General features: G+C 57.2%; 23 protein-coding genes. 9 read left to right on the top strand and 14 right to left on the bottom strand.

The genetic code is table 11. The features are described from left to right. Positions 1 to 47: 47 nt before the first annotated feature. From ACR0FE_RS12160 to ACR0FE_RS12125, 8 genes are all read right to left on the bottom strand, one after another. Complete coding sequence (locus ACR0FE_RS12160; RefSeq protein ID WP_480912905.1) at positions 48 to 2510, bottom strand: FAD-dependent oxidoreductase; 2463 nt, start codon at positions 2508 to 2510, stop codon at positions 48 to 50. 172 nt (positions 2511 to 2682) lie between these two features. After that, a complete protein-coding gene (locus ACR0FE_RS12155) occupies positions 2683 to 3435 on the bottom strand; it encodes an IclR family transcriptional regulator (RefSeq protein WP_480912904.1) in 753 nt (250 codons plus the stop codon). An 81-nt stretch (positions 3436 to 3516) separates the two neighbouring features. Further along, positions 3517 to 4572, bottom strand: a complete 1056-nt coding sequence (locus tag ACR0FE_RS12150; RefSeq protein WP_480912903.1) for an aldolase/citrate lyase family protein — start codon at positions 4570 to 4572, stop codon at positions 3517 to 3519. A 12-nt stretch (positions 4573 to 4584) separates the two neighbouring features. After that, positions 4585 to 5385 (bottom strand): 2-oxo-hept-4-ene-1,7-dioate hydratase, encoded by an 801-nt coding sequence (gene hpaH, locus ACR0FE_RS12145; RefSeq protein WP_480912902.1) that lies wholly within the window; start codon positions 5383 to 5385, stop codon positions 4585 to 4587. After that, complete coding sequence (locus ACR0FE_RS12140) at positions 5382 to 6236, bottom strand: fumarylacetoacetate hydrolase family protein (RefSeq protein WP_480912901.1); 855 nt, start codon at positions 6234 to 6236, stop codon at positions 5382 to 5384. The genes hpaH and ACR0FE_RS12140 overlap by 4 nt, the downstream gene beginning before the upstream one ends. A 69-nt stretch (positions 6237 to 6305) precedes the next feature. Beyond that, positions 6306 to 7148: a 3,4-dihydroxyphenylacetate 2,3-dioxygenase gene (gene hpaD / locus ACR0FE_RS12135; protein ID WP_170611288.1), complete on the bottom strand. Its 843-nt coding sequence runs from the start codon at positions 7146 to 7148 to the stop codon at positions 6306 to 6308. A 141-nt stretch (positions 7149 to 7289) separates the two neighbouring features. After that, positions 7290 to 8798 (bottom strand): 5-carboxymethyl-2-hydroxymuconate semialdehyde dehydrogenase, encoded by a 1509-nt coding sequence (gene hpaE / locus ACR0FE_RS12130; protein ID WP_480912900.1) that lies wholly within the window; start codon positions 8796 to 8798, stop codon positions 7290 to 7292. A 3-nt stretch (positions 8799 to 8801) separates the two neighbouring features. Further along, on the bottom strand, positions 8802 to 9215 hold the full coding sequence (locus ACR0FE_RS12125) for a 5-carboxymethyl-2-hydroxymuconate Delta-isomerase (protein ID WP_480912899.1): 414 nt from the start codon (positions 9213 to 9215) through the stop codon (positions 8802 to 8804). Between the two features lie 109 nt (positions 9216 to 9324). On the opposite strand from ACR0FE_RS12125, the gene hpaR reads away from it, so the two are divergent. Further along, complete coding sequence (gene hpaR, locus ACR0FE_RS12120; RefSeq protein WP_480492053.1) at positions 9325 to 9765, top strand: homoprotocatechuate degradation operon regulator HpaR; 441 nt, start codon at positions 9325 to 9327, stop codon at positions 9763 to 9765. A gap of 33 nt (positions 9766 to 9798) precedes the next feature. Here hpaR and ACR0FE_RS12115 read toward each other — a convergent pair whose 3' ends face one another. Continuing rightward, positions 9799 to 11151, bottom strand: coding sequence for an aminotransferase class III-fold pyridoxal phosphate-dependent enzyme (locus ACR0FE_RS12115; protein WP_480912898.1), 1353 nt, complete (start codon positions 11149 to 11151; stop codon positions 9799 to 9801). Between the two features lie 35 nt (positions 11152 to 11186). Beyond that, entirely contained in the window at positions 11187 to 11966 is a 780-nt protein-coding gene (locus ACR0FE_RS12110) for an IclR family transcriptional regulator (RefSeq protein WP_480912897.1), read from the bottom strand. A gap of 106 nt (positions 11967 to 12072) precedes the next feature. Between ACR0FE_RS12110 and ACR0FE_RS12105 the strand changes: the two genes are divergently transcribed. The 8 genes from ACR0FE_RS12105 (at position 12073) to ACR0FE_RS12070 (ending at position 20846) form a co-directional block, all read left to right on the top strand. Beyond that, complete coding sequence (locus ACR0FE_RS12105; protein WP_480912896.1) at positions 12073 to 13002, top strand: tripartite tricarboxylate transporter substrate binding protein; 930 nt, start codon at positions 12073 to 12075, stop codon at positions 13000 to 13002. 56 nt (positions 13003 to 13058) lie between these two features. Continuing rightward, complete coding sequence (locus tag ACR0FE_RS12100) at positions 13059 to 13598, top strand: tripartite tricarboxylate transporter TctB family protein (RefSeq protein ID WP_480441575.1); 540 nt, start codon at positions 13059 to 13061, stop codon at positions 13596 to 13598. Positions 13599 to 13605: 7 nt separating this feature from the next. Then, a complete protein-coding gene (locus tag ACR0FE_RS12095; RefSeq protein ID WP_170611302.1) occupies positions 13606 to 15126 on the top strand; it encodes a tripartite tricarboxylate transporter permease in 1521 nt (506 codons plus the stop codon). A gap of 5 nt (positions 15127 to 15131) precedes the next feature. Then, positions 15132 to 16616, top strand: a complete 1485-nt coding sequence (locus ACR0FE_RS12090; RefSeq protein ID WP_480912895.1) for an aldehyde dehydrogenase — start codon at positions 15132 to 15134, stop codon at positions 16614 to 16616. Between the two features lies 1 nt (position 16617). Continuing rightward, positions 16618 to 17910 carry an aspartate aminotransferase family protein gene (locus tag ACR0FE_RS12085; protein WP_480912894.1) on the top strand — a complete coding sequence of 431 codons (1293 nt, stop codon included), beginning with the start codon at positions 16618 to 16620 and terminating at the stop codon, positions 17908 to 17910. Further along, the gene (locus ACR0FE_RS12080) at positions 17907 to 18848 is read left to right on the top strand and encodes a phosphotransferase enzyme family protein (protein WP_480912893.1); all 942 of its coding nucleotides are present in this window, start codon (positions 17907 to 17909) and stop codon (positions 18846 to 18848) included. The genes ACR0FE_RS12085 and ACR0FE_RS12080 overlap by 4 nt, the downstream gene beginning before the upstream one ends. A gap of 271 nt (positions 18849 to 19119) precedes the next feature. Continuing rightward, on the top strand, positions 19120 to 20013 hold the full coding sequence (locus ACR0FE_RS12075) for a tryptophan 2,3-dioxygenase (protein ID WP_480492060.1): 894 nt from the start codon (positions 19120 to 19122) through the stop codon (positions 20011 to 20013). Further along, a complete protein-coding gene (locus ACR0FE_RS12070) occupies positions 20010 to 20846 on the top strand; it encodes an alpha/beta hydrolase (protein WP_480912892.1) in 837 nt (278 codons plus the stop codon). The genes ACR0FE_RS12075 and ACR0FE_RS12070 overlap by 4 nt, the downstream gene beginning before the upstream one ends. Here ACR0FE_RS12070 and ACR0FE_RS12065 read toward each other — a convergent pair. The 4 genes from ACR0FE_RS12065 to ACR0FE_RS12050 all read right to left on the bottom strand — a co-directional run bounded on the left by ACR0FE_RS12065 (position 20837) and on the right by ACR0FE_RS12050 (position 26570). After that, on the bottom strand, positions 20837 to 21148 hold the full coding sequence (locus ACR0FE_RS12065; RefSeq protein ID WP_480912891.1) for a hypothetical protein: 312 nt from the start codon (positions 21146 to 21148) through the stop codon (positions 20837 to 20839). The two genes, ACR0FE_RS12070 and ACR0FE_RS12065, sit on opposite strands and share 10 nt — an antisense overlap. 485 nt (positions 21149 to 21633) lie before the next feature. Continuing rightward, a complete protein-coding gene (gene dld / locus ACR0FE_RS12060; RefSeq protein ID WP_480912890.1) occupies positions 21634 to 23316 on the bottom strand; it encodes a D-lactate dehydrogenase in 1683 nt (560 codons plus the stop codon). A 10-nt stretch (positions 23317 to 23326) separates the two neighbouring features. Then, the gene (locus ACR0FE_RS12055; protein ID WP_480912889.1) at positions 23327 to 25393 is read right to left on the bottom strand and encodes a TRAP transporter large permease subunit; all 2067 of its coding nucleotides are present in this window, start codon (positions 25391 to 25393) and stop codon (positions 23327 to 23329) included. Positions 25394 to 25517: 124 nt separating this feature from the next. Then, the gene (locus ACR0FE_RS12050; RefSeq protein WP_480912888.1) at positions 25518 to 26570 is read right to left on the bottom strand and encodes a TRAP transporter substrate-binding protein; all 1053 of its coding nucleotides are present in this window, start codon (positions 26568 to 26570) and stop codon (positions 25518 to 25520) included. Between the last annotated feature and the right edge of the window lie 93 nt (positions 26571 to 26663).

Genomic DNA, 26663 nt, shown 5'->3' with positions numbered 1-26663 from the left:
TAAGAACTAGGCTGCGCGATTGTCAATTGAGCTTCCCTGGTCTGGTGTCAGCCCCGCATCAACTCTCCTTTGAGGTCGTAGTACGGCGCAAACTGAACCCTTAGCGGGTACATTTCCCCGGCGATTTGAACGTCAAAGCCGCCCTCGTCGATCCAGGCCTTCGAGACACCTTCCTCATGGTGCAGGCTGGCCAAACCGACCATCGCCTGCAACCGGAAGCCCCAGTCGCCCGAGGTGACATGCCCCACAATCCTGCCGTTCTTCCACACTGGTTCGTTGTGAATCAGATACGGACCGGTTTCAGCATCCAGGTCGTCAACTTTGCAGGATACGATGCGGTGCGCAGTCGCGGCACCGCCAGCCTTCTGTTCAGTCAGAACGTCCTTGCCGAGGAAGTCGCCAGCCTTATCCAGCGCTACTGCAAAACCCAGCCCGGTTTCATAAGGCGTGTCATCCTCGGCGATGTCATGCCCGAAATGTCGGAAGCCCTTCTCGAGCCTGCAAGCGTTCATGGCGAACATTCCCATATGGAGCAGTCCGTGCGGTTTGCCCGCCCCAATCAGCGCTTCATAGACACCGGCGACGAACTCCGTGGGTATCATCAGTTCGTACCCGAGTTCACCAATGAACGAGCGCCGGATGGCCCACCCTCGGGCATAAGCCATGTCGATTTCTCGCGCCGCGCCAAAGGGGAAGGCCTCGTTCGACAGGTCGTCGCCCGAGATGGCTGACAGTATGTCGCGCGATCTTGGACCGTGGATCGTGATCAGGCCATAGCCCGAGGTCGCGTCGAACACCTCGAACCGCCAGGCCGGTTCGGCGTGATCCTTGATCCATGCCTGATCGCGCATCTGGCTGGGATGGCCTGAAATTACAATGAAACAATCCTGCGCTGTTCGGGTCACGGTCACATCGGCCTCGATCCCGCCGCGCGCGTTCAGGAACTGGGTGTAGACCGAGGTGCCGACCGTGACATCCATCTGCGCGCCGCAGACCTTGTTCAGCGCTTTGACCGCGTCCGGACCCTGCACCTGAATTTTCGAATACATCGATTGATCGATCAGCACAGCAGCATCCCGGGCGGCCAGACATTCGGCGCTGACGTGCGGTGCCCAGTCTTTGCGCCGCAGGCTTGGCTCTTCGTTCCAACCCTTTTTTTCGGGGTCGAAGTACATCGGCACCTCCCAGCCGATCCGCTCGGCAAATGTCGCGCCTGCCTCTTTCAGCCGATCATGCAACGGCACCCGACGCACGCCGCGTGCCGAATGGACCTGCCGTCCGACCCAGTTGACGCCATAATGGAAGCCCACTGACTCGGCGCTGCGGTCATGATTGTATTTGGTATTGCGCTGGAATGGGTGCGCCCGGCGGACCAGCATCGGGCCCATGCCCCGCGACGGCGCGCCGTCGATCATCCATTCCGCCATTGTCAGGCCAACACCACCCGAGTTCAGGATTCCGTTCGAGTTCATGCCGGCGGCGACAAACAGGCCCTCGATCTCGCTGGTCGGACCCAGATAGGGACGTCCATCGGGTGTAAAACTCTCGGGCCCGTTGAAAAAAGTCTGAATGCCCATCTCGCCTAGTGCAGGCATGCGTTCGAACATCTTTTCAAGGTTCGGTTCGACGTGTTCCATGTCAAACGGTAGTTCGTCGAATTCGAAGTCTTCGGGGATGCCGTTCCTGCCATAGGGCTTGCCATGCTTTTCGAATGACCCGATCAGCAGCTTGCCAGTGTCTTCTTTCCAATAGGTCCGCTCTTCGGCGATGTTCAAAATCGGCTGGGTCCTGAGCAGGCCGTCCACAGGTTCAGTAACAATGTAGAAATGTTCAGTCGCGTGCAGCGGCACGGTAACTCCGTGTGCCTTGGCAAACAGGTGGCTCCACATGCCGCCCGCCAGCAACACCTTGTTGGTCGCGATCACGCCCCTTTCTGTGCCGACACCAGCCACCTTGCCATCCCGGATGACAAGACGATCAACCCTGGTGTTTTCGAACACCATTGCTCCCATGGCCCGCGCGCCCTTGCTAAGCGCGACCGTAACGTCAAGCGGGTTCACCTGGCCATTCGACGGAACAAAGAATGCGGATTTCACGTCGTCGGTTTCGATCCATGGCCATTTCTCTTTCAACTCATCGCGGGGCAGCATGAAGGTCTCGATCCCCATGCGGGCTGCGTGGTCGTGGCTGCGCAGCAGTTGTTCGTGGCGCACATCGCCGATTGCCAGATTGATCGTGCCGTTTGGCTTGTAGCCGGTCGCCTGTCCGGTTTCGATTTCCAGATCGCTGAAAAGGCGCGCTGTATATTTGCCCAGCTCGGTCTGTGCCGTGCTGTCGCGTAACTGCCCGACGATCCCGGCTGCATGCCAGGTTGTTCCGCTGGCGATCTTCCGCCGCTCGACCAGAACTGCGGGAACACCGCGCTTTGCCAGATGATACAGGGTCGAGATGCCGATGATACCACCACCGATGATCACCACAGGTGCTTGTTCAGGAAAAGAGTCGGGCATCAAAACAATCCTTCAGTCTGCAAGGCAGCCGATCTTCGGGGTTTCGGATCACAAACGCCGTGGGGTCAAGCTGTGCCGGATCCACCCTGCGCTGTCGGGTGATGTGTGCCAAAGAATGGTCAGCAATCACAATAAATCGCACCATTGGTGCGATTATCGCACCATTTCTTTATCAGGGCCTTGGTGCGCCAGTCAGTGCGATTTCAAGCTTTTCCACTGCGGTTTGAAGAAGCACTGCAAGTTCCTCTGTTCGGGCTTCATCCAAACTCGCATCGGGAACGGCAATGGCAACGGTACCCGCTGGATCCTTGCCATCGATGAAGAACGGTCTCGCCACGCTGGCAACGCCGATGTCAACCGCATTGCGACTGCAGGCAAACCCTCGGGCTCGGGTCTCCGAGATCAGCTTCCTGAGCGTCTCCAAATCCGTCACGGTGTACGGCGTCAGCTTTTCCCGTTTGAGTGCCAACAATTGCTCGCGCGTCTGATCCGAACAGAACGACAAATACGCAAGACCCGAAGACGACGAATGAAATGGGTAGGAATCCGCGGGCCGCAGGTTGATCACATTCCCACGCGGCGGCAATGTGAAGGCCGCGGTCGCCATCCCCTTGTCGCCGGGAATACCGACATGCACCGTTTCATTTGCCTGGGCGGACAACCATTGCGATACGATTTGCGTTGCTTTCACCATCGGAACGGTGGCCTCTCTCAACCTGGCCAGCGAGAGAAATCCGTGGCCCAAACGGTATTTTCGGTTCTCAGGGTTCTGTTCGATGAACCCATGACTGATGAGTGAGACCAGCAGCCTGCGCGTGACCGCCTTGTCCTGCCCTGTTGCCCGCGCCAGGTCGTTCAAACCGATCTCGAGGCTTTCCAACGAAAACTGGCGCAGCAGCATCATGGCTTTGTCGACAGTTTTCATTTCGATCTCCTCTCAAAGGCATAATCCAGAAATGACAAGACAATCATGCCACCGCACCCTCGTCTGCATGTCAGAACGTGACTAAGACGCCCAGTCGATGCTGAACTCCTCACGAAAAGCAAACCGCGCCAGGTGGGCTTCGATCACCTCTTGCCACCGGGCAAGGTCGCCCCGGGGTCCGGTTGCGGCCGAGATGGTCAGGCTGTTTTCGTCCGCCGTCAGCGTGACAGCATTGCCGCTCGCAAAGGCCACACTCCCTTGGGTGTCGTCAAAGAAAACTTCGGCCTTGTGGGACCAATGCTTGCACAGCTGCTGTAGATATTTGCTGCCAGCACTTGTCTGTGCAACGCCCGTGACACTTTGGTCCGGCAACAACGCCAGCGCCGCGTCGGCAGCGCCGCGCATAGCCGAGGCAAACAGGGTTACATCAATACTTGTCGCCAGAAAGGTCACGCCCAGATCCAGGCATTTGCGTTGCATTCCGGGGTCGAGTGTCAGGATACCAGCAGCCTTGCCAGCGGCGGTGATCCGCGTCAGGGCATCAAAAATCGCCTCGACCACATCGGGATGACTGGCGTCACCCAGGTGGCCCATATCCGCGGCAAGATCGGCAGGGCCAATAAAAACACCGTCCACATCCGTTGTCAGTATGTCATCCAGAGCGGCCATCCCCAGTCGGTTCTCAACCTGAACCAGCAGGCACACCTGTTCGTCCGCTGTTGTCAGATAGTCCGGAATTGCGCCAAATCGCGAAGCCCGCGCCATTGATGAACCAACCCCCCGGACACCTTGCGGTGGGTATTGCACAGCTCGAACCAGTTCCCTCGCCTGATCACCGCTTTCGACCATCGGCACAAGAATGGTCTGCACCCCGGCATCCAGATACTGCTTGATCATCCAGGTCTCGCCAATCGGCAACCGGGCCACCGGATGGCTGCCCGAAACGTCGATAACCCGCACTTGCTCCAATACCGTGCGCAGGTCGTTGGGCGCATGCTCACCATCCACCAATAGCCAGTCGAACCGTGATGTGGCCGCTATTTCAGCGGCATAGGCATCGGCCATACCCAACCAGCAACCGATCTGAGGTTGCCCGGCCTTCAGTGCGGCTTTGAACGGGTTCTGTGGCGCGGGCATTCTGAGCCTCCTTTAAGCGAATTGTATGTCGACCGAGCCGAACGAGCCGAAATCGGCGTGGATTTCGGTGCCCGAAGGACATTCGACAGGGCGAATGAAGCTACCCGACAGGATCACCTGGCCCGGCTCGATGCTCTGACCATATTGTGCCATACGCCGGGCAAGCCAGACAACGCTTTCGACAGGATCATTCAGAACACCTGCACCCAGGCCGGTTTCTTCGATTTCGCCATTGCGGAATGTCAGTGCGCCGACCCAGCGCAGATCGAAAGTGTCAATGGCGTGGCGTTCTGCACCCAGTACAATGCCGGCATTGGCGGCGTTGTCGCTGATCGTGTCAAACACGGTGCGTGCCTTCCCGGTCTTTGGATCGACCCGCTGAATGCGAGTATCAAGGATTTCGATGGACGGCGTGACATAATCAGTCGCAGCAATGACGTCTGCGCGGGTGACATGTTCCCCGGCCAAGGCGGTTTTCATGACAAAGGCGATCTCGGCCTCGATCCGAGGCTGGATGAAACGGCCCGCAGGCACAGTGCCACCATTTTCAAACGCCATGTCATCGAACAGGATGCCACTGTCTGGAATGTCGATATTTAGCGCATATTGCATCGCCTTCGAGGTCAGCCCAATCTTCCAGCCAATCACCTTGCGCCCTTCGGCCAGTTTGGCGCGATGGATGGCGTTCTGCACCGCATAGGCATCGTCCATTCCCATGTCGGGATGCCGCAGTGTCAGCAGACCGATCTGTACGCGCGTCTGCTCGGCCCGCAACAGATCGGCGGCGGCGCGAGCGTGATCTTCAGGGGTCATACCTGTTCATCCTCGACGGTGTTGCGCAGTGTGCCGATGCCGTCGACCGAAACCTCGACCACATCGCCGGGGACCAGGTATTCCGGCGGGTCAAACCGTGCACCTGCGCCGGTTGGCGTCCCGGTGACGATGATATCGCCGGGCTGTAGCGTCATGAAGGTCGAGATGTACTCGATCTCGCGCCGGATCGGGAACATCATACGATTCAACGTATCGTCCTGACGCAACTCGCCGTTGACATGCGTCTGAATACGGGCGTCGTCCAACTGGGCCGCGTCGGTGAAAGGCACCAGCCAAGGGCCGATCGCGCCGGTTCTGTCCCAGTTCTTACCCTGTGTGACGTTGAACTTGGCGTGGCGCACCCAATCGCGGATCGTACCCTCATTGCAAAGCGTCAGTGCCGCGATGTGATCATAGGCGTCGTCTTGCGAAATCCTGCGGCCTGCCCTGCCGATCACGATGGCCACCTCGCCCTCGTAATCCAGCGTGTGGTTTTCCGGCGGGCGGATCAGAGGGCAGTCATGTCCCGTAAAACCGCTGGCAAAACGCGGGAACAAAGACATGTATTTCGGTTGCGCGCTGCCATCCTTGTATTCCGCGTTGCGGTCAGGGAAGTTCACGCCGACGCAGAGGATACGGCGGGCGTCGGGCATCACCATTTCATAGGTGAAATCTTCGTGAGTTACGGGTTTGCCGTTCGCTCTTTCGACCAGTTGGTCGAACGCTCCGGCGGCGATGACCTCGAACAGGCTGCTGTGGCTAGGAAATTCGCCGTTAAGCGCAATTGCGCCGTCCTTGGTCATGGCACCGAAAAAGGTTTCGCCATTGGCGGTGTAAGTTGCAAAGCGCATCAGGCCTCCTCGGCGGCCTTGCTGCCACCCATGCAGAGAAAACATAGCATACGAACCCGCGTCCCGACCTCAGACCGAGAAGCTGATGTTGGCCTGCCCCGTGCCGGAGCTTCCGAAATACGGTGTGTAAATATCGATCTGGCCCTTGTAGCTGCCCCAACCCAGCGCGCCGAACAGCAATGCGGTGTCGTTCATCGCGCACTCACCCGTGCATTTCCTGGCGTAGTCGGGAAGCATTTCAAGGAACTCTTCAAACCGACCCTGTTCCCACAGCTCCAGTACACGCATATCCATCTGACGATTGAACTCGCCATTCACGGCGTTCAGCCCTTCGACCGAGCGCTCGTTGGGCGTAAAGTCATGGCTCAGTGAACCCGATGCGAGAATTGACACATTGCGGTCGGAACGACGGATACCTTCGGCGATGGCCTCGCCCCAGACACGGTTTTCGGCAATCGACGAGAACTGGTTGACCGCGACGGGTAGCACCCGCGCATTTACACCGTCATTGATGAAATGCATGGGCAAAAGGGTGCCGTATTCCATGCCCATATCGGGATGTGAATGGCCAAGGGCCCTCTCGCCCCGCTCACGCAGGACGTCAAGGATGGTTTCCCCCAATTCGTGATCCCCGCGATAGTCAAACTCCATGTCCGCCAACATGTGCGGCAACTCGTGGCTGATGAAACGGCCTTTGTGGTGCTCTTTCGTGTTCAGATGGAATCCCTGATTGGTGATCCAGTGCGTGTCGAACACAACAAACGTATCTACCTTGCGGTCAATTGCATCCTGACGCAGGCGCGCATATCCGTCTATGGCAGGTTGCCGGATGCCTTTGTATTTCGGCATCGTGTGGGACATCCAGATGCTGGGCACATGCGTGATTTTCGCGGCCTGTACAATCTTTCCCATGACGGTTCCTCCTTATGATCGTGACGTCAGGCCTGACTGCCAGAACGTCCTATGGTCCGAGCGTTTGATGGACCAATGATGCGCAATTCCTGATTCAACTATAGTCAGCCAACCCCTGCCAAGGGATCAGGTTGCACGATATTATTTTCCAAGTTGCATGATCTTGTGCTGACCGGTGGCAAAGCCAACATGTTTTTGTTCCATGTAGAATTCAAAACTCCAGTCGCCGCCGTCCCGGCCGATACCCGAAGCCTTGACGCCGCCGAAGGGCGTGGGCAGGTGGCGCACATTTTCCGAGTTCACCCAGATCATACCTGCTTCCAGTTTGTCCGTGAACCGCAGGGCACGCGTCAGGTCGTTGGTCCAGACGTAACCGGTAAGGCCGTAAGGCGTGTCATTTGCAATCTGTAGCGCCTCTTCTTCGGTCGAGAATGGGATGGACGTCAGAACCGGACCAAATATTTCCTCGCGCGCGATGCGCATCAGGTTGTTGGCATTTGTAAACAAGGTTGGCCGCACGAAATACCCTTCGTCCCCCACTTTGACACCGCCGGCTGCGATCGTCGCGCCATCGTCTTTGGCGATGTCGAAATACGAGGTGACTTTATTGTAGTGCTCTTCCGTTACCAGCGGGCCGATCTCGGTCGCCGGGTCCAACGGGTGACCAACCTTGATGTTGTTCACGCGTTCTACCAGCTTGGCTTCGAACTCGGTTTTGATGGTGTCTTGTACCAGCAAACGCGAAGACGATGTGCAACGTTCCCCATTGATCGAGTAGATCATGAAAATCACGGCATCCAGCGCGCGGTCCAGGTCGGCGTCATCGAAGACTATCACCGGGTTCTTACCGCCCAGTTCCAGATGCATTCGCTTGAGTGTATCCGCGCCCTGCTTTGTGATTATGCTGCCGGTGCGGCTTTCTCCGACAAAAGCAATGGCCTTGATCAGCGGATGTTCGGTCAACGCCTTACCGGCATCCGGACCAAACCCGTTCACGGTGTTCAGAACACCCTTGGGCAGACCGGCCTCTTCCGCGATTTCGACCAGTAAACGCGCCGACAGCGGTGAATCTTCGGCCGGTTTGTGAACGACGGTACAACCCGCTGCCAGTGCCGGTGCGATCTTCCAGGTCGACAGCATGAACGGCGTGTTCCACGGAGTAATGACACCCACCGGGCCAATTGGAACGCGGGTGGTGATGTTCATCAAGGTCGGTGACTTAAGATGCTGTCCGTCCCTTGCCTGCACCACCTGATCAGCGAAATAACGGAAGTTCTCGGCACCGCGCAGCGCCGCCTTGGACATGAAACGCAGGGTTTGACCGGTGTCCCAGCACTCACACAGGGCAATTTCCTCGGCACGCGCCTCGATCGCGTCGGCCACGTTCAGCAGGATGCGGCGGCGTTCGGTGGCGGGCATATCGCGCCACGCGGCGAATGTTGAATGGGCTGCGTTGGCCGCCGCATCGATGTCATCCGCCGTCCCATGGGCCACATCGCAGATCACGGATTTGTCCACTGGCGAAGTGGATTGAAACACTCCGGCCGCCCCGTCGCGATCTTCGCCCGCAACGCGGTTCTTGATGCCTGCCTCTTTGAACCGGGCCAGAAACCCCGCCAATTTTTTGATATTGGTGTCCAAGGCGCTCATGGTTTAGGTCTCCTGCTGGGTTGCAGCCAATTGGTCCCGGCCCAGATGCTCTCTGATAGTGCCGGTCTTGGGCGAAAGGTCCGGATCGATGTCACGCATCTCAAGCGACAGAGCGATGGAGTGCTTCGAAAAGGCCGGTTCAAGATACGCCCTTGCCGCTTCGAATATGCGCTGCGTTGCGTCCTGCTTGAAGTCTTGGGGGCGACCGGCGCGCAGTCGGATCGAAATATCGACAAAACCATGCGCCGGGTTCCCGTCGGCAATGGAATAGTGATCGACCCGCGTGGCGCGTACGCGAATACCTGCCACCGGAAACATGTCAATTGCGGCGGCCGTTGCGCGCACACACTCGCACAAACCATCCATATCGACCCAGTCTTCAAGGTTGCCAGAGTAATCGATGTGGAAATGCGGCATGGTTCCCTTTCCCTTAATTAGTAAACATGTTTAGTATTTTCGTCACCACGTGTCAAGAACTTGACTTGTTAATCTTTGCAATTCCGGAAGCAGCGCTCTAGAAAACGGCATGACCACACAAAGCCACACCAAAAGCACTTCCCGCGCGCTTCCGATTGCGCTGCTGCGTGCCCGCGAAACAGTCATGGCGCCCATTCGGGACATGTTGAACAACATTCAGCTTACAGAACAGAAGTGGCGCATTCTTCGCGTTCTGGACGAATTTGGTGAAATGGAACAAAGCGCCATCTCGAAAGAGGCCTGTCTTCTGTTGCCCAGCCTCACCCGCATTCTGCGCGCCATGGAAGCAGACGGCCAGATTACACGTCGCCAGGACAGTCAGGACAAGCGCCGGTCGATGGTGAAGATCACGGATGCAGGTCGTGGAATCCTGACCGAGAACCTTCCGACATCACTGGCAATCTATGATCGCATTGAAGAACAGATGGGTCAGGACAAGCTGGACGAACTTTTGGACCTGCTTGAGGAGTTGCAGGCCGTCAAGGTCTGACCCCGGCCAAACCGGACGGGGCCAGCCACACATCTACAGCGTCGACAGACCGGTATCCAGTGCCGACAGGATCTTGGCCACATCATCGGACGTAATGACCAGCGGTGGCGACAGAATGATGTTGTTGCCCGACACACGGACCATCACGCCATCTTCGTATGCCGCCTTCTGCACCTGCAAGGGCAGATGCTTGGCAATCGGCGCCTTGGTTGCACGATCAGATACCAGTTCCAGCGCACACATCAGGCCCTCGCCCCCGCGCACATCTCCGATTGCGTCGTGTTTTTCAGCCAGTTTTTTCAATCCGGTAAAAAGTTCTTCACCGCGGGCCGCGGCGTTTTCCCAAACACGCAGACGATTGATTTCAGACAGAGCCGCCAGTGCAGCCGCTGCGCCGACCGGATGGCCGGAATAGGTATAGCCCTGATCGACTGACGCCATACCAGTGTTGTCGCTTTCAAAAACCTCGGCGACTGCGCCCGAAATCATTGCCGCACCGAAAGGGAAGTAACCGTTGGTGATCGCCTTGGCTGTCGTCATGATGTCGGGCTGCACACCCCAATGCCGCGCGCCGCTTTCGCTGCCGGTACGACCAAAAGCAGTGATGATCTCGTCCGATATAAGAAGAATACCGTTTTTCGAACAGACCTCGCGCACCATCGGCATGAAGCTTTTGTGTGGTGGGATCACGCCGCCTGCGCCCAGAACCGGCTCCATGATGTATGCGGCGACGGTATTTGCCCCCTGGAATGCGATCTCGGCCTCCAGCGCCTTGACGCAAAGCTGCGCCAGACGCTCGGGGTCTGTTTCGTCGAACGGATTGCGATAGGTCCACGGCGCGGGCACATGGAAACAGCCCGGCATCATCGGCTCGTAAACCGCGCGGAACTTCTGGTTGCCATTGACCGAAGCGGCCGCGAAATGGGTGCCGTGGTATCCTTGCTTGAGGCTGATGAACTTGGTCCGGCCGGCTTCGCCTCGCACTTTGTGATACTGTCGCGCAAGCTTCAGCGCGATTTCAACTGAATCCGATCCGCCCGAAGTGAAAAAAGCTCGGGTCAGACCATCAGGCTCGAAAAACTGCGCCAACTCATAGGACAGTTCAATCGCCTTGTCGTTGCTGGTGCCCCGGAAGGTCGAGTAATACGGCAGCGCATTCAACTGATCGGTAATGGCCTGCTTAACCGGATCACAGGAATAGCCAAGATTGACGTTCCACAACCCGCCAACCGCGTCGACGGCCTTGTGGCCGTCTATATCGATGATGCTGACCCCTTCCCCTCCGGTCAGGATGGTGGGCGGATTGTTTTGACTGTCGGCAGGATGTGCCATCGGGTGCCAGAAATGGCGCGCGTTGTTTTCCTTCAGGAAATTGGAGTCTTTCATATCACGGGTCTCCGAGGATCTTGTCCGCCCATCGGTCAGGGCTGGAACGCGGTTGGGAAGTTTCGCGGAAACTGACCACCGAAATTCGCAGTCAGTTCGAGCGAAAGGGAATGCAATGTCGTCAGGATCAAAGGCAGGTAATCGCCGTTTGCACGAATTTCAGGCACCGCAATTGCGATTGTGCCTATCGCCACCTGATCAATTCCAAAGACAGGCGCGGCGTATCCATAAACGCCTGCTTCAAACCCGCCTGCGCTGTTTGACCAGCCCTTGCGCCTGATCTCAGAAACCCGTTCACGTATCAGGTCAGGGGACACCAGGGTTTCCGCTGTGTAGGACGTCAAGGCTTGAGCATCCAGATCTTCAAGCAGGTGAGTGGGGCCAAAACTCAGCAGGCACAGTCCGGAAGCCGTTGCATTGATCGGCAGAATTTCCGCCGGATCAAGGCTGACCCGCACGGTGTACCGTGTGGTTTCCAGCGCCAGAGCGGTTTGCAATTTGCCTTGTTGCAGCAGCGAAAGGTGCATGCTTTCGCCGATTACCTGCATGGCGGACTGCATCCTTGCGCGCGCGCCTTCAAGCCCCGGATTTGCGATTTCCCGCAGCGCGGCAAGACGCACCACAGCCGGTCCGATCGCGTAGGACTTGGAGTGCGGGTTTTGTTCGATCAGGCCAAACTCTTCCAATGCGCGAAGGTGGCGGAGAGTCGTTGCCTTGTTCGTACCGGACAGCCTGGCAAGGTTGCTCAGGCCGATCTCCGGCTGAGCACTTGAAAACAACTCGAGCAATTTCAAAGCATTAAGAGCGGTGCCCATGCGTTTTTCTCTCCTTCGCACGTAATACTTGACAGAAAGCATTTAACAAAGCAACATTATTGTTGTTACTTCGGTTCAAATATTGAACCAAGCCAGGGAGGCGTCAATGAAAAAATTTCTAACCGCTGCCGTTTTTGCAGCCTCTGCAACAGCAGCACTTGCTGAATACCCGGAAAAGCCGGTGACCTTTGTGGTTCCGTGGCCTCCGGGCGATCTGGAAGACGTGTTAACCCGGATGATCGCAGATGAATTCCAGGCCATGTACGGCGTTCCGGCCGCGGTTGTGAACAAGCCTGGCGGCGGAGGCGGCCCCTTCCCCGGCGCGGTTGAGGTCGCAACGGCTCCGGCAGATGGCTACACCATCGGGTCCTTCGTTATTGGCGTTCCTGTCATCGGGCCAGAGATCGGAATCCCGGAGCTGAACCCGAATCCATTCGATCCCATCGGAATTTTCCTGACCTATCCGTTCGTGATCGCATCCAGCAAAGATGCGCCATTCTCGAATTGGGACGAACTTGTAGCGCACGGTAAGGAAAACGATGTGGCGCTTGGCCATTTCGGCTCGGTCCTGCCGCCCACGCAGGTTACGTTTGCGGCTGCGGTCAGCAGCGGCTTCGACTTTGCAAGCGAAGCGGCGTTCGACGCGCTGGACTGCAACACATTGGCGTCAGGTGACGTGGACGTCATCAATACCACGCTGCAACTCGTGCTGCCCTGCCTCGACAATGTGAACATTCTGGCCAGCATCGGTGGTGAACGAATTTCGCTTGTACCGGACACACCAACGGTTGTCGAAATGAACCCGGACCTGCCGCTTGCGTTGTGGAACGGGTTGTTCGTGCACAAGGACACTCCGGCAGATGCCCGTGAAAAGATCACTGCCGCCGCGCAAAAGGCGTTGGAGTCCGACAAGGCCAAAAAGCTGGCTGAAGAAACCGGTGCGTTGATCTATTGGCAGGACCCTGACGCGTCAAATGCGCAAATCGAACAGGACAAAGCGTCGTTCGCGAAAATCGAAGAGATTCTGGGCGAATAAGCACCTAACAGGGCGCGGGTGGAAAGCCCGCGCCTTGTTGCATGTCGGGGAGGGACATGATGATTGCAAAAACGCTTCAGGACATGTTCAGAAGGTATCGCCGACCTGGCGACATCATCTTTGCCGTCTTTTTCCTTGCCTTCTCGTTGTTCCTGCTCAGCCAGTTGGGCACCGAGACAAAGTTGGTAAAGCGCACCAAGTGGTTTGCGCAGCCGTCGCTGTGGCCGACCATCGCCATATGGGGCATGGTGATTTTCAGCGCCCTGCATCTGATCGGCTCAGCCGTTTCCCCCCGTATTCCCGGGCGCTGGAGAGAGCTAACTTTTTGGCTCATGTCTCTTGAATATGTTGTCTATTTCCTGATCTACGTGGTGGCCGTGCCGTGGCTGGGGTACTTGCCCTCGACCATGCTGTTCGCCGCTTTTCTGGCCGCGCGCACCGGTTTTCGAACGCCCGGCACAATCGGGATTTCACTGCTGTTCGGCGCCAGCGTCGCCATTCTTTTCAGAGCATTTCTTCAGGTGAATATCCCGGCAGGTCGGGTTTACGAGTTCCTTCCGGACTCCGTCCGCGTCTTTGCCCTGACCTATCTGTGAGGCCGCTATGGACAATCTGATTTCCGGCTTTGCAATTCTGGCCCAATGGCAGGTTTTGATCGCACTGCTCATCGGGTCTGTTGGCGGAGTCATCATCGGCGCACTGCCCGGCGTCGGGGCGGCTGTCGCCATCGCCATTCTGCTGCCTGCTACGTTCGCCTTCGAGCCTATTGTTGGTCTGACCCTGCTGCTGGGTATCTACGGCTCATCGATGTACGGCGGCGCAATCCCTGCAATTCTGATCAACACGCCGGGCACGGCAGTGAATGCGCTGACAACCTATGACGGTTATCCAATGACAAAGCGGGGCGAGGGCCATCGCGCGCTGTCGCTGGCTTATTCCGCGTCGTTCTTTGGCGGCATCTTCTCGATCCTCTGCCTGATCATCCTGTCCCCGGTTCTGGCATGGGTCGCCCCGCATTTCGGCAGCCGCGAGATCTTTCTGGCCGCGTTTCTGGGCATCCTTCTGGTGATCCTGGCCCATCGTGGCCAGACATTTTCGGCGGCAATGCTGGCCTTCTTCGGCATCTTCCTGAACACGGTCGGGCTGGAGCCCGTCAAATACACAAAGCGTTTTACGTTTGACCAAAGCTGGTTGTCTTCGGGGATCGACCTTATTGTCGTTGTGCTGGGTTTGTTTGCCATCAGCCAGGCGCTATTGCTTCTGGTCGACAAGGAACACGCGCCCGGTGAGGCGCATGTTCGAGGCAACATCTTCGCCGGCCTCAAAGAACTGTTGGGCATCAAGCGCATCGCGACGGTGTCGTCTTCGTTAGGTGTCCTGATGGGCATGATTCCCGGAACCGGCGAATTCACTTCGCAATTCCTGTCCTACACCTATGCGCAAAAAAGCTCGAAGACTCCGGAAGCTTTCGGCAATGGCTCTCCTGAAGGTCTGGTTGCCTCTGAGGCTGCGAACAACGCGGTACCAGGTGCCGCAATGATCCCCTTGCTGGCGTTGGGTATCCCGGGTGAGGCGCTGACGGCAATGATGCTGTCGGTCTTTTATGTCCACAACGTAGTCCCCGGGCCGCAACTGTTTGCCGAGCAGATGGATTTTGTTCTGGCACTGTACATGTCGCTGATCCTGCTGAACGTGATCGTTCTGGTCTTTCTGTTGTTTTCGACAAATCTGCTGCTGAAGATCATTCAGATCCCGACCCGGTTCCTGGGCATCATGATCCTGACCTTGTCTTTTGTCGGGGTGTTCAGCCTGCGCAATTCGGTCACTGACTGCGCCATTGCGGCAGGGTTCGGAGTGTTTGGTCTGATCCTCAAACGTCTGAACCTGCCGATCGTGCCGATCATTCTGGGCATGGTTCTGGGCGGCATCATGGAGGTCAAGCTGCGCAGCGCCATGGCGCGGGTCAAAACGCCGCTCGATTTCATTGACAGGCCAATCGCAGCGATCCTGTTCATCATGATCCTGGGCATCATTCTGCTGCATATCCGCACGCTGGTGAAGGAACACAAGGAACGGATCAAACCGCAGCCGATTGGCGACGAAGACTCGACACAGCAAGGATAACCCTCATGGACCAGTCCTCGATTGATGCGCTGCGCGCGCAGGAAATCTCCCCTCGTGGTCATTTCATCAATGGTGCTTATCAGGCCGCAGAGAACGGCGCGCAGCAGGAAGTGTTGTCGCCCATCGACGGTCAGCCCCTGGCACGCATTGCCGAGGGAACGCTTTCGGACGTTGACACGGCGGTGCACGCCGCGCGCCTGGCGTTCGAAGATGGCCGCTGGTCCCGTATGTCGCCTGCCGGCCGCAAGAAAGTGCTGCTGAAGCTGGCCGATCTCATCGAAAGCCACGCACTCGAGATCGCCGTTATGGGCGTGCGTGACAACGGAACCGAGATAAACATGGCCTATAAGGCCGAGGCGCTCTCGGCCGCCGGCACCTTTCGCTATTATGCCGAGGCGATTGACAAGGTCTACGGTCAGGTCGCCCCGACCGGACATAACGTACTGGGACTGATCCACCACGCTCCGGTGGGTGTCGTGGGTGCAATCGTGCCTTGGAACTTTCCGCTGATGATCGGAAGCTGGAAGATAGCACCTGCTCTGGCTGCGGGCAATTCCATTGTTCTGAAACCGGCAGAGAGCGCCTCTCTCAGCCTGCTGAAAATCGCCGAACTTGCGGCTGCGGCAGGCGTTCCGGACGGCGTGTTCAACGTTGTTACGGGGCGCGGATCAGTCGTGGGCGAGGCGCTGGCACTGTCGATGGACGTGGACATCATGGTGTTCACAGGATCAGGCGCAACAGGCCGCCGTCTGCTGGAATATTCCGCACGCTCGAACCTGAAACGCTGCTATCTGGAACTTGGCGGAAAATCCGCCAACATCGTCTTCAACGATGCCCCCGATCTGGCCGAGGCCGCGAAGGTTTCGGCAGCGGGTATCTTCCGCAACTCGGGACAGGTCTGCGTTGCGGGGTCTCGCCTGCTGGTGCAGGAAGACATATATGAAGACTTCGTGGCCGAAATCTCGCGCCACGCCGAGAGTTTCCTCGTGGGTGATCCGCTGGATCTGAACAGCCAGATCGGCGCCGTTCACAGCCTGCCCGAGCTGGAAGCCAATCTGGACTTCGTCACCAGGGCCGAAGCTGAAGGTGCCGTACGCCGCACCGGCGGTTACCGTATCCTGACCGAATCCGGCGGCTACTATATGGCGCCGACGGTGATGGCGGGTGTGAAAGAGACCGATAACCTGTTTCAGAACGAGGTATTCGGCCCGGTTCTTGCGGTGACACCCTTCAAGGACGAGGAAGAAGCGATCCGCCTGGCCAATGCCACTGTATACGGGCTTGCTGGAGGCGTATGGACGTCAAACCTCAGCCGGGCGCACCGCATGGTGGCAGGCGTGCGGGCGGGTGTCGTGCATGTGAACACTTATGGCGGTTCCGATCTGACGGTGCCGCTGGGCGGGGTACGTCAATCGGGCAACGGGCACGACAAATCACTGCACGCTCTTGAAAAATATGTGGACTTGAAAACAGCCTGGATAAAGCTCTGAAATGTTGTCTGAACAATCCGCAGAACTGATCGAACGCAGAACCAGGCTGCTGGGTCCCAACGTCTCGACCTTTTATGACGAGCCTATTCATTTCGTGAAAGGCGAAGGCGTCTGGCTGTGGGACGCCGAAGGGCGCAGATACCTGGATTGCTACAACAACGTTCCACATGTGGGCCACTGCAACCCGCGCGTGGTCGAGGCGATCTGCCGACAGGCAAGCACGCTCAATACGCACACGCGATACCTGCATGGCGGTATTCTTGATTATGTAGAAAGGCTGACCGGAACAATGGATGTCTCGCTGGACACGGCGATCCTGACCTGTACCGGATCCGAAGCCAATGACATCGCCCTGCGCATGGCCGAGGGCATGACTGGCAGGCGCGGCATCATCGCTACCGATGCGACCTATCACGGCAACACCTCACTGGTCAGTCAGTTGAGCAAATCGAACACCCCTGCCGTGGGTTTTGGACTGGGCCAGTATTTCCGCTTTGTCGAAGCGCCCGACAGCTTTCGCAACCCGGACCCGGACGGCACCAGGTTCGCGGATGCGGTGGCCGAACAAATCGCCGAACATGAGAAGTCCGGTCTTGGGTTTGCGGCCCTGATTGTCTGCCCGTATTTCCTGAACGAAGGGTTCCCGGACCATCCCGATGGCTGGCTGGAACCCGCCGCCGATATTGTCCGCAAGGCCGGCGGGCTACTGATTTGCGACGAGGTACAATCCGGTTTTGGCCGCACCGGCACCCATATGTGGGCGCATCAGAAAATGGGCGCGGTGCCGGATATCATGACACTTGGCAAGCCGATGGCCAATGGTCACCCGGTGGGTGGTGTCGTCACACGCACCGAAATACTGACCAAATTCCGCAAGGGCTATCGCTATTTCAATACATTTGGCGGCAACCCGGTCTCGTGCGCAGCGGCCATGGCCGTGCTGGAAGAGATCGAAGACAAGCAATTGCTGGAAAACGCCAGAACGGTCGGGAAACACGCCCGATCGCGCATGGGGGCTTTGGCCCGGAAGTACGAGTTCATCGGCGACGTGCGCGGCTCGGGCCTGATCTTCGGAGCGGAGATGGTGCTGGATCGGGACAGCAAGGAACCGGCCAGCGCCTTCACCGACCGGGTGATCAACGAAATGCGGCAGCGTGGGATCATTCATTCCAAGCTGGGACGTCACAAGAACACTCTGAAAATCCGCCCGCCGATGCCTTTCTCGGTCGAGAATGCCGACTTGCTGTTTGACACGCTGGACGACGTTCTGGCCGAAACACCGATTTGCTCATGATAGACGCCGCAGAAAAGGCACTGGCGCTTTGGGGGCTTCAAGACGCAGTTTGCACGTTGGCAGCGGCCCGCGAAAACCACGTTTATCAGGTACAGCTGGATGGGCGCAGCTTTGCGCTACGATTGCATCGTCCCGGCTATCGCACAGATGCCGAACTGTGGTCGGAACTGGAATGGATGGGTGTGTTGGCCGCAGAACATGTCGGGGTACCCGAACCCATTGCCAGCATCCGGGGCAACTTTCTCGAGGTCATTGAGAACATGCAAGTCGATGTTCTGACCTGGTTGCCGGGGCGGCCACAGGGGTCCACAACAACCGGGATCGACCACGAAGACCGCATCGGCCTTTTCCATTCCTTGGGCCGGGAAATGGCCCGCCTGCACTCCATCAGCGACGAGTGGGAGCGCCCTGCAGGGTTTTCGCGCTGGTCCTGGGACCGACCGGGATTGGTCGGTCAGGAACCCGTTTGGGGCCGGTTCTGGGAAAACCCGACGCTTGGCGACGAAGATCGAGCGCTGTTCATGCGCTTCCGTGAAAGGGCAGAGCGGGATTTGAAACGCATTGAATCGGAACTGGACTATGGCCTGATCCATGCGGATCTGGTCCGTGAGAACGTAATGATTGCGAATGGTCAGGTCTCATTGATCGATTTTGACGATTCCGGTTTCGGTTTTCGCCTTTTTGACATCGCCACCAGTATGATCAAAAACCTCGCGGAACCCGATTGTGATCGACTGCAAGCTGCGCTTTTGGCCGGATACCGATCACAGCGTCCGATTGACACGGACCATCTTGATCTGTTTCTGGCAGTGAGATCGGCAACTTATGTAGGCTGGGTTTCGACCCGGTTGCACGAAGATGGCTCAGAAGATCGGAACAGCCGATTTGTGGAAAACACCAGAAAACTGGCGCGCCGATACCTCAGGTTAAACGTTTGACATGGAGCCTCAATTTCGAGGTCGTCCACGCTCGCCAGCCGACTCCCAACTTTGAAGTGGCACCGCAAAATTCAGGCCTAACCCACGTTCGGGTTCCTGTTTCATTTAGGCTTCGGATTGGACCGTCCCGTATAGGTCGTAATGACGCGGCCCAATCACGTCAATTAGGCAACGGAGCCTGCATGTCGCGGTAGCCTCACAGCCCAAGTCGGCATAGAGAGGTTAAGAATAGAAAACGCATAGCGTTAACGCCGCTTTCAGGAGATCAAAAATGGTAAGTGACGAAAAGGACCAGCGGCTTTTGAAGCGCGGCATCGAGGACACTCTGGTTACCGATTTCGCAACCAAGCACCGCAGCAGCTATGGAGACTTTCTGGAACTCAAGACCTTGCTGAGCATTCAGAAGACTTTTCAGGACCCTGCGGAACCGGATGAGCTGTTGTTTGTGATCATTCACCAAGTCAGCGAGCTTTGGCTGAAACTGATGCATCACCAACTTGTGGAAGTCCGACGTTTTCTGCGCCAGGACGCCTTTGGTCCCGCTCTCAAGAACATTGATCGGATCAAGGCAATCCAGCGTCAGCTGATTGCGGCCTGGGAAACGCTGCTGACCATGACCCCGGCAGACTACATGACGTTCCGCGATGCGCTGGGAAGTTCATCGGGTTTCCAGAGTTATGGCTATCGCCAGATCGAGTTCATTCTGGGCAACAAGGACACCTCAACGCTCAAGGTTCATGCACACGACCCCGAGGTCATGGAGGAGTTGACCGCAGCGTTGACCAAGCCGTCTTTGTACGACGAGGTCATCATGATGCTGGCGCGTCAGGGCTTCGATGTTCCGCAGGACCTTGTCGAACGTGATTTTTCCCAGCCATATGCGGGTGATCCGCGCATTGTGAAAATCTGGGTCGAAGTTTACAGGAACAAAGACAAGTATTGGGACTTATATGCCCTGGCTGAAAAGCTGATGGATGTGGAAACACTGTTCCAAAGATGGCGCTTTGACCACGCAACAGCCGTTGAGCGGGTCATCGGAATGCAACCGGGCACAGGCGGGTCCAGCGGTGTCGCCTTCCTGAAAAAGGCGCTGGAGCTCAAGTTCTTCCACGACTTGTACGACATGCGTTCCGAGCTTTTCTATGCGGGCGGAGAAAAGAAGTGACCTATCACGGGTTTTCCCCGGACGAGCTGGAAAGACAATACTCGCCAAGTGTCATGGTTGGCGGAGATATCTCTCATTATCTGGCGGCCTATGCGGATATGAGTGCAGCCGCACGTGTCGAGCTGGAAGTGCTGGAATACCAGAAATATGGGGACCTCGAGTCCAATGTTTTAGATTTCTTTCCCGCAAGCAAAGCCAACGCACCGCTGCACGTTTTCATCCACGGCGGGTATTGGCAGGCGCTCAGCCAGCGTGAGTCAGCTTTGGTCGCGAAGCCGCTGGTTCGCGCGGGTCAGGCCTTTGCAACACTGAATTATACACTGGCCCCCAAAGCGCGTCTGGACGAGATGATCACGGAATGCGGCCGGGCGCTGTTGTGGCTTGCAGAACGGGCCGAGAAACTGGGGTTTGACCCCGGCCGGATCACTTTGTCCGGCCACAGTGCCGGGGCGCATCTGGCAGCAATGGCACTGAACCGCTTTGGCGAAGAAATGAAGCAGACGGGTTTGGTGATCCGAGACCTGGTTCTGATCAGCGGCATCTATGATCTGGAGCCGATCGCGCAGACATCGGTCAACAACCCCCTGCAGTTGACCGACGACGATATCCTCAGCCTGTCACCGATCCATCACCTGCCACCGGCGGATGTTCGCACCCGCGTCACAGTCGCCGAACGTGATACACGCGAATTTATCCGGCAAAGCCGGGATTTTGCTGCGCTACTACGCAAGGCCGGTCGGGATGTATCATTTGACGTGCAAAAGGGGATGCACCATTTCGATATTATTATGCATCCAAACAGCTTCTTCCCGGCACCCAGAACTCAGGTATAGCAGCAGGATAAAGGCATCTTAATCTCATAGACACCCACTGCCGGGACCCGTGAATTGCGTGGCAGCACTTCCGGCATGCCCTCGCCAAACATCCGTTCCAGCACGTTTTCGTGGCGGTTTTCCGACAATATGACGGTGCCGAAAGGCGAAGCGAAACGTTGTGACACGGTTGACTCTCGCGGAGTTGGCTTGGTTTGCGAGATGGGAATACGCACGTCGTTGCGGCCTTCCGGTTCGTCGGTCGGATAGTCTTCTTTCCGCCGCTTTGTCAGCGACATGGTCATCAGGACCAGCACCACCATCAGGGGCAGCGACAGCTTCCGCGCACCTTCTGTACCGCCCCGAAATTGACAGGTGTAAGACCATATTGTGCGTCTTACAGATCGGGCATCAGTCCGAGGCCAACCACCGCGACGAGGAGGACTTAAATCACGAACAATTATCGTGCCACTTCAGTTTCCTCTCTAAAGTTCAATGTCTCAACAAGTGAATAGTGATGGGTTTGTCCAACTTGCCTAAACGTCAGAACGACGTCTATTGCCTCTGTTGCGCCAGCATTTCCCGGGATGCTGACTGTTTCCGTGCCTTGTGAACCGGCAATTCACGTCAGTTCCTCCAGCGGACCAAAGACCACATTAGGACCTAAATCTCTTTGAAAACCGAAACCTGAGATTGAAGTCGAGTTGTCCAGAAACGCTCAGGGTCTGGTTTGACAGGCGTCACAGCACAGAATGGCTGATACCCGAAACACTTAAGAGCATCTGTGTGCAGAGCATTGGAAACTGGATCAGGAATAATGCTTGTTCCTGGACGTCCTGCCAATCCCCGGATTCATGCTGTTCGTGGGATCCACAGATCTGTAAAAATCAGCCAGATCGGGTTTGGCGGGGTACAGATGGCCAACATTGTGCTCGGCCGGGTATTCGGCGCCGCGGCGGTCGAGGATCTTAAGCATCTCGGCTTTGATCGCTTTGGGATCAGCACCTTTCTTCACAATATAGTCCTGGTGCAGAACGTGGCACATGAAGTGACCATAATAAAGCTTTCCCACGAGTTGCTTTGCCAGTTCCGGCGGCAATTCTTCGAACCAGTCGGTGTCATTGCGGCGTAACGCTATGTCGAGCGCAATGATGTCTTCAACTTCATGCGCATGTACCTTCATGTAACGAATAGCGGCACCAGCCGCTGCAAAACGGTGCAATCCCGCGATTTTCGCTTCACGCGGATCACACTCGAAGTAGTCCAGCTCTGTCTTGCCCAACATATCACTGAGCAGCACACCGGCCTCGTCGATACCGCCGTCGCGCATTTTCAGGATCAAGTGGTGCGGGTATCGCTTGCGAAACCCGCGCATCCGCTGCGGAAGGATATCCGGCCAAAACCGCATCGCAAACTGCATGAATCGGTCAGTGAAGTTTGTCAGACCGGGAATATCTTCAAGCCGCGCATCTACCGCGCCCTTGATGGCAAAGAAAGTCGGCAGCCGGTCCGTTCCCAGCTTGTCGATCATTACCATGGTATCCTTGCCGTATCGGTCCGAGATGTCGAAAACCTCATGGTGCATGTATTCAGCGCTGACCGGCAAGGTCTTGAATGTCGACAGGATGCATCGGCGCAATTCGGTCAGGGCATCGGTATCCTCAGCGCCAATATAGAAAGTGCGCTCATTTTCGTTCTTCGGGTAGGTGTCCAGCCGGACTGCAAAGACAGCCAGTTTCCCGGCGCAACCGGACGCTTCGTAGAGCCGCGATTTATCGGCATTGAAGCGCGCCGGTGTATCCGCGTCGACATTCCTTACGCGCCGGGCATAGTCTGTGTCCGAGGCTTCTCGGTTGTCGGTTTCGGTATCGCCTGGCCCGAAGTCGCCCTGTTGCAAGCGAGTCAGAATCTCTTCGACCGTGTCGCCCAGGTGGATGCCCAGATGATTGACCAGCTCCAGCGTTCCATCCTGCGCAATACGCGCGTATAGCGACAGTTCGGTATAGGATGGGCCACGTTCGACCAGCGACCCACCCGAGTTGTTGCACACGCCCCCGACAACCGACGCACCGATACAGGACGACCCGATCACCGAATGCGGTTGCCGTCCGATGGGATCCAGCAGCTTTTCCAGTGCGAAAAGGGTCGAGCCAGGCAAACTGATAACCTGTTTGCCTTCGTTTATCAGATGCAGGCCGTCCATCCGGCGGGTGTTGATCAGCACAACATCGCGATCATAGCGCCCCTTTGGAGTGGAGCCTTCGGTCAGCCCGGTGTTGGCCGCTTGCATGATGACGATCTTGTCCGCCTCAACACAGGCCTCAAGCACCTTCCATTGTTCCAGCAACGTGGCGGGCCGCACCACCGCCAGCGCGTCCCCTTCCCCCGATCTGAATCCCCGGCGAAAGCGGCGGGTGCTGCGGGCGGTTGTCAGCACATGACGCCGCCCGCAAATGGCCTGAAAGCGCTTGATCAGATCGGTATCGGTCATCCGGAACTCCTCAGTAAGCCACCGAAGGCAGCCACGTGGCCAGTTGCGGCCAGAGGAACACGAAGAACAGGCCGGTCAACTGCAGGATCACAAAAGGAACGATGCCTTTGTAAATGTCGGTCAACTTGATTTCAGGCGGGCACACGCCTTTCAGGTAGAACAGTGCAAACCCCACGGGCGGCGTCAGGAACGAGGTTTGCAGCGTGACCGCGACAAGGATCACAAACCATACCAGCGCCGGTTCGTCGATGACGCCAAAGCCTTCGATATCCAGACCCAGCCCGTTCACAATGGGGCGCATCAGGGGCAGAACGATCAGGGTGATCTCGATCCAATCCAGAACAAAGCCCAGAAGAAAAACGATGAACAGGATCATGAAGACAGTGCCGTTGGGGCCAAGACCCGTGCCGTGGATCATGTCTTCGATCAGTGCATCGCCACCCAGTTCCCGCAGGACATAGGAAAACACCGTCGCACCCAGGAAGATCGCAAAGATATAAGCGGTGGTGTTGAACGTAGCTTTCAGAACATTGATCAGTTTTGCCAGCGTCAGTTTGCGATATCCCAGCGCCAGCAGCGTCGCACCCAATGCGCCCACGCCCGAGGCTTCGGTCGGTGTGGTCAGGCCCGCAAAGATTGAACCCAGAACGGCAAGGATCAGGGCAAGGGTCGGCAGTACAGCAATCAGCACATCCTTGACCGCCGCCCAATCCGGGCGGGTCGCCCCTTCGGGCACTGGAGCGACTTCGCGTTTGATCAGGGCGATCACAAAGATATAAGTCAGATACAACACTCCGATGATCACGCCGGGGAACACCGCGGCCATGAACAGGTCCCCAACTGACAGGGCCATCTGGTCCGCCATGATCACCAGCATGATCGAGGGCGGGATCAGGATACCCAGCGTGCCTGATGCGCTAACCACACCGGCGGCCAGCGAGGGGCTGTATTTCTGCTCCATCATCGACGGCAGAGACAGCACGCCCAGCAAAACTACAGAGGCACCGATAATCCCGGTCGAGGCCGCAAGAATGATGCCAATCATCGTCACCGTGATCGCCAGCCCACCCCTTACCGTGCCGAACAAGCGCTGCATCGAAGACATCAGCCGCTCGGCCACACCAGACTCGTCCAGCATCAGGCCCATGAAAATGAACATCGGCAAGGCCACCAGAACCGCGTTCGACATCGTGGCGTAGACACGGTTTACCACGGCGCCCAGCGTCAGATAATCCAGTCCGGTCAGAGTTTCCTCCAGACCTGTCCAGTTCATCATTCCGTTGTCGAACAGATAGGCCAGTCCGCAATACGCGACCCCGACGCCAGCCAGCGTCCACGCCACCGGGAAACCGGTGAACAGCAGCGCGATGAAGGTCAGGAACATGGCGATGACCAGCTTTTCCTCAGTCGTCTCAACCAGGAAGGTCAACGCGGTCGCCACGACGGCGAAGCCCAAGAGCGCCCAGATGATCAGACGCAGGCCCTTGCCTTGACGCTCTTCATCCAAATTCATGAACAGAGCGTGGATGTCGTGGATAAGCCGCGCGCCTGCTGCCAGAGCCAGCAGAATGAAACTGGCCGGGATCACGCCCTTCAAGGCCCAACGCGCAGGCAGACCAGTCGGGCTGTCCGACGACTCGTTTACACGCCAGCTTTCATAGAAATAGTCATAGCCCTGATCAATCATCAGCCAGATGAACGGCACCAGCAGCGCAAAGATCCCGATGATCTCGATAATCCGGCGGGCACGCTGGCTGAGTTGCATGTGCAGCAGGTCCACGCGCACATGGCTGTCCGTGACCAGCGCATAAGAGATGCCGATCATCGTGACCAGACCGTAAAAATGCCACTGGATTTCATCCAGCTTCGGGTAGTTCTGGTTCAGCAGATACCGCAGGGCTACCTGCGAAACGATGGCGGCAACAAGCAGCAGGTTGGCCCACATGACCACGTGACCCACGGTCTTGACCACATCGTCAACGGCGACTGCCAGTTTCTGACGGTCAGGCTCATCGTGTTCAAGAATGTCCTCGTAGATTTCGATCGGGTCGTGATATGTCCGCTTGGTCTCAGCCATGGTCTCCTCCTAAAGATGCAGGCTTCGGGGCGGGAATACGCCCGTGTCAGTTTGGAAATGACGAAAGTCGGGAAAGGTGGGGGCGGCGAAATAAGCCGCCCCCAGGGAGGCGCAAGTGCTCAGGTCACTTGCGAGGGAGGAACGCGTTTTCTTTCCATACGGCATAGCCATCCCGGAATTCGTTCATATCGGTCAGAACATTGTTGAAGAATTCGTCATTGGCGGCCTGTTCGGCGGCAACCTCTTCCCAGGTGGTGCGGAAGGTGGCCAGCATCTCGTCATTCCACTGTTTGATCTGCACGTCGTTGTTTTCGACGTTGTCGATCAGTGCTGCGTGCTGGATCGCCTCGCCTTCGGCAAAACTGTCCGCCATCGAAGCCTTACATGCGTTTTCGATGATCGCTTTGTGCTGATCGCTTGCCTCGCTCCACACATCCTTGTTGATCATCAGTTCGAACACGGTCGCCTGCTGGTGCCAACCGGGGAAGTAGTTGTACTTGACCAGTTTGTGGAACCCCAGACGCGCATCGATGGCAGGCATCGAGAATTCAGTCGCGTCTATCGCGCCTTTTTCAAGAGCCGGGAAGATCTCACCACCAGGCAGCAGCGACGTGGCAACGCCCAGCTTCTGCATGACTTCACCGCCCAGGCCGAAGAAGCGCATCTTCAGGCCATTCAGGTCTTCGGGGCTGTTGATTTCATTTGCGAACCAGCCCGAGGTTTCCGGTGCAATGATCGCGCAGGGGATGACATGGACGTTGAATCCGGCCTGATCATACATCTCCTGATACAGGCTCAGCCCGTTGCCATAGTAAAGCCATGCCATGTATTCGCCGGCTTCCGGGCCGAAAGGCACGGCCGAGAACAGCGGAGCGGCGGGGATTTTGCCAGCCCAGTACCCGGCCGTGGTGTAGCCCGAATTGATCTTACCCGAGGATACGGCGTCCAGAATTTCAAACGGCGGAACCAGCTTTCCCGGCTCATAAACTTTCATTTTCAAAGTGCCGCCGGACATCAGGTCCAGTTGCTCGGCCACGCGCGGGATCGGCGAGCCAAGGCCCGGAAGCGCCGTGGAAAACGCAATCGGGGTTTTCAGCAACATCTTGTCAGCGGCCTGAACGGCGGGTGCGGCCAGAAGCGAGGCCGCAACGGCGAGCGAGGTCAGGGTGGTTTTCATGTGTACTCCTCCAAAGTGCAGGTCAGCCATCAGATCTGACCGGTCTCACCGCAGTGGCGGTATATGAGGTAAATATTGTTGACCACTTTATTC

The organism is Ruegeria sp. K7 (assembly GCF_056531785.1).
This window is presented reverse-complemented; position numbering and strand designations above follow the sequence as displayed.

Bases quoted from the DNA above. Each gene is read 5' to 3' on its own strand.
- ACR0FE_RS12055 (WP_480912889.1), bottom strand. From the start codon at position 25,393: ATGGCTGAGACCAAGCGGACATATCACGACCCGATCGAAATCTACGAG.
- ACR0FE_RS12050 (WP_480912888.1), bottom strand. From the start codon at position 26,570: ATGAAAACCACCCTGACCTCGCTCGCCGTTGCGGCCTCGCTTCTGGCC.
- ACR0FE_RS12100 (WP_480441575.1), top strand. From the start codon at position 13,059: ATGATGATTGCAAAAACGCTTCAGGACATGTTCAGAAGGTATCGCCGA.
- ACR0FE_RS12065 (WP_480912891.1), bottom strand. From the start codon at position 21,148: ATGGTGGTGCTGGTCCTGATGACCATGTCGCTGACAAAGCGGCGGAAA.
- ACR0FE_RS12105 (WP_480912896.1), top strand. From the start codon at position 12,073: ATGAAAAAATTTCTAACCGCTGCCGTTTTTGCAGCCTCTGCAACAGCA.
- hpaH (WP_480912902.1), bottom strand. From the start codon at position 5,385: ATGACCCCTGAAGATCACGCTCGCGCCGCCGCCGATCTGTTGCGGGCC.
- ACR0FE_RS12080 (WP_480912893.1), top strand. From the start codon at position 17,907: ATGATAGACGCCGCAGAAAAGGCACTGGCGCTTTGGGGGCTTCAAGAC.
- ACR0FE_RS12110 (WP_480912897.1), bottom strand. From the start codon at position 11,966: ATGGGCACCGCTCTTAATGCTTTGAAATTGCTCGAGTTGTTTTCAAGT.
- ACR0FE_RS12075 (WP_480492060.1), top strand. From the start codon at position 19,120: ATGGTAAGTGACGAAAAGGACCAGCGGCTTTTGAAGCGCGGCATCGAG.
- ACR0FE_RS12155 (WP_480912904.1), bottom strand. From the start codon at position 3,435: ATGAAAACTGTCGACAAAGCCATGATGCTGCTGCGCCAGTTTTCGTTG.
- ACR0FE_RS12150 (WP_480912903.1), bottom strand. From the start codon at position 4,572: ATGCCCGCGCCACAGAACCCGTTCAAAGCCGCACTGAAGGCCGGGCAA.
- hpaD (WP_170611288.1), bottom strand. From the start codon at position 7,148: ATGGGAAAGATTGTACAGGCCGCGAAAATCACGCATGTGCCCAGCATC.
- dld (WP_480912890.1), bottom strand. From the start codon at position 23,316: ATGACCGATACCGATCTGATCAAGCGCTTTCAGGCCATTTGCGGGCGG.
- ACR0FE_RS12125 (WP_480912899.1), bottom strand. From the start codon at position 9,215: ATGCCGCATTTCCACATCGATTACTCTGGCAACCTTGAAGACTGGGTC.
- ACR0FE_RS12090 (WP_480912895.1), top strand. From the start codon at position 15,132: ATGGACCAGTCCTCGATTGATGCGCTGCGCGCGCAGGAAATCTCCCCT.
- hpaE (WP_480912900.1), bottom strand. From the start codon at position 8,798: ATGAGCGCCTTGGACACCAATATCAAAAAATTGGCGGGGTTTCTGGCC.
- hpaR (WP_480492053.1), top strand. From the start codon at position 9,325: ATGACCACACAAAGCCACACCAAAAGCACTTCCCGCGCGCTTCCGATT.
- ACR0FE_RS12085 (WP_480912894.1), top strand. From the start codon at position 16,618: ATGTTGTCTGAACAATCCGCAGAACTGATCGAACGCAGAACCAGGCTG.
- ACR0FE_RS12115 (WP_480912898.1), bottom strand. From the start codon at position 11,151: ATGAAAGACTCCAATTTCCTGAAGGAAAACAACGCGCGCCATTTCTGG.
- ACR0FE_RS12140 (WP_480912901.1), bottom strand. From the start codon at position 6,236: ATGCGCTTTGCAACTTACACCGCCAATGGCGAAACCTTTTTCGGTGCC.
- ACR0FE_RS12095 (WP_170611302.1), top strand. From the start codon at position 13,606: ATGGACAATCTGATTTCCGGCTTTGCAATTCTGGCCCAATGGCAGGTT.
- ACR0FE_RS12160 (WP_480912905.1), bottom strand. From the start codon at position 2,510: ATGCCCGACTCTTTTCCTGAACAAGCACCTGTGGTGATCATCGGTGGT.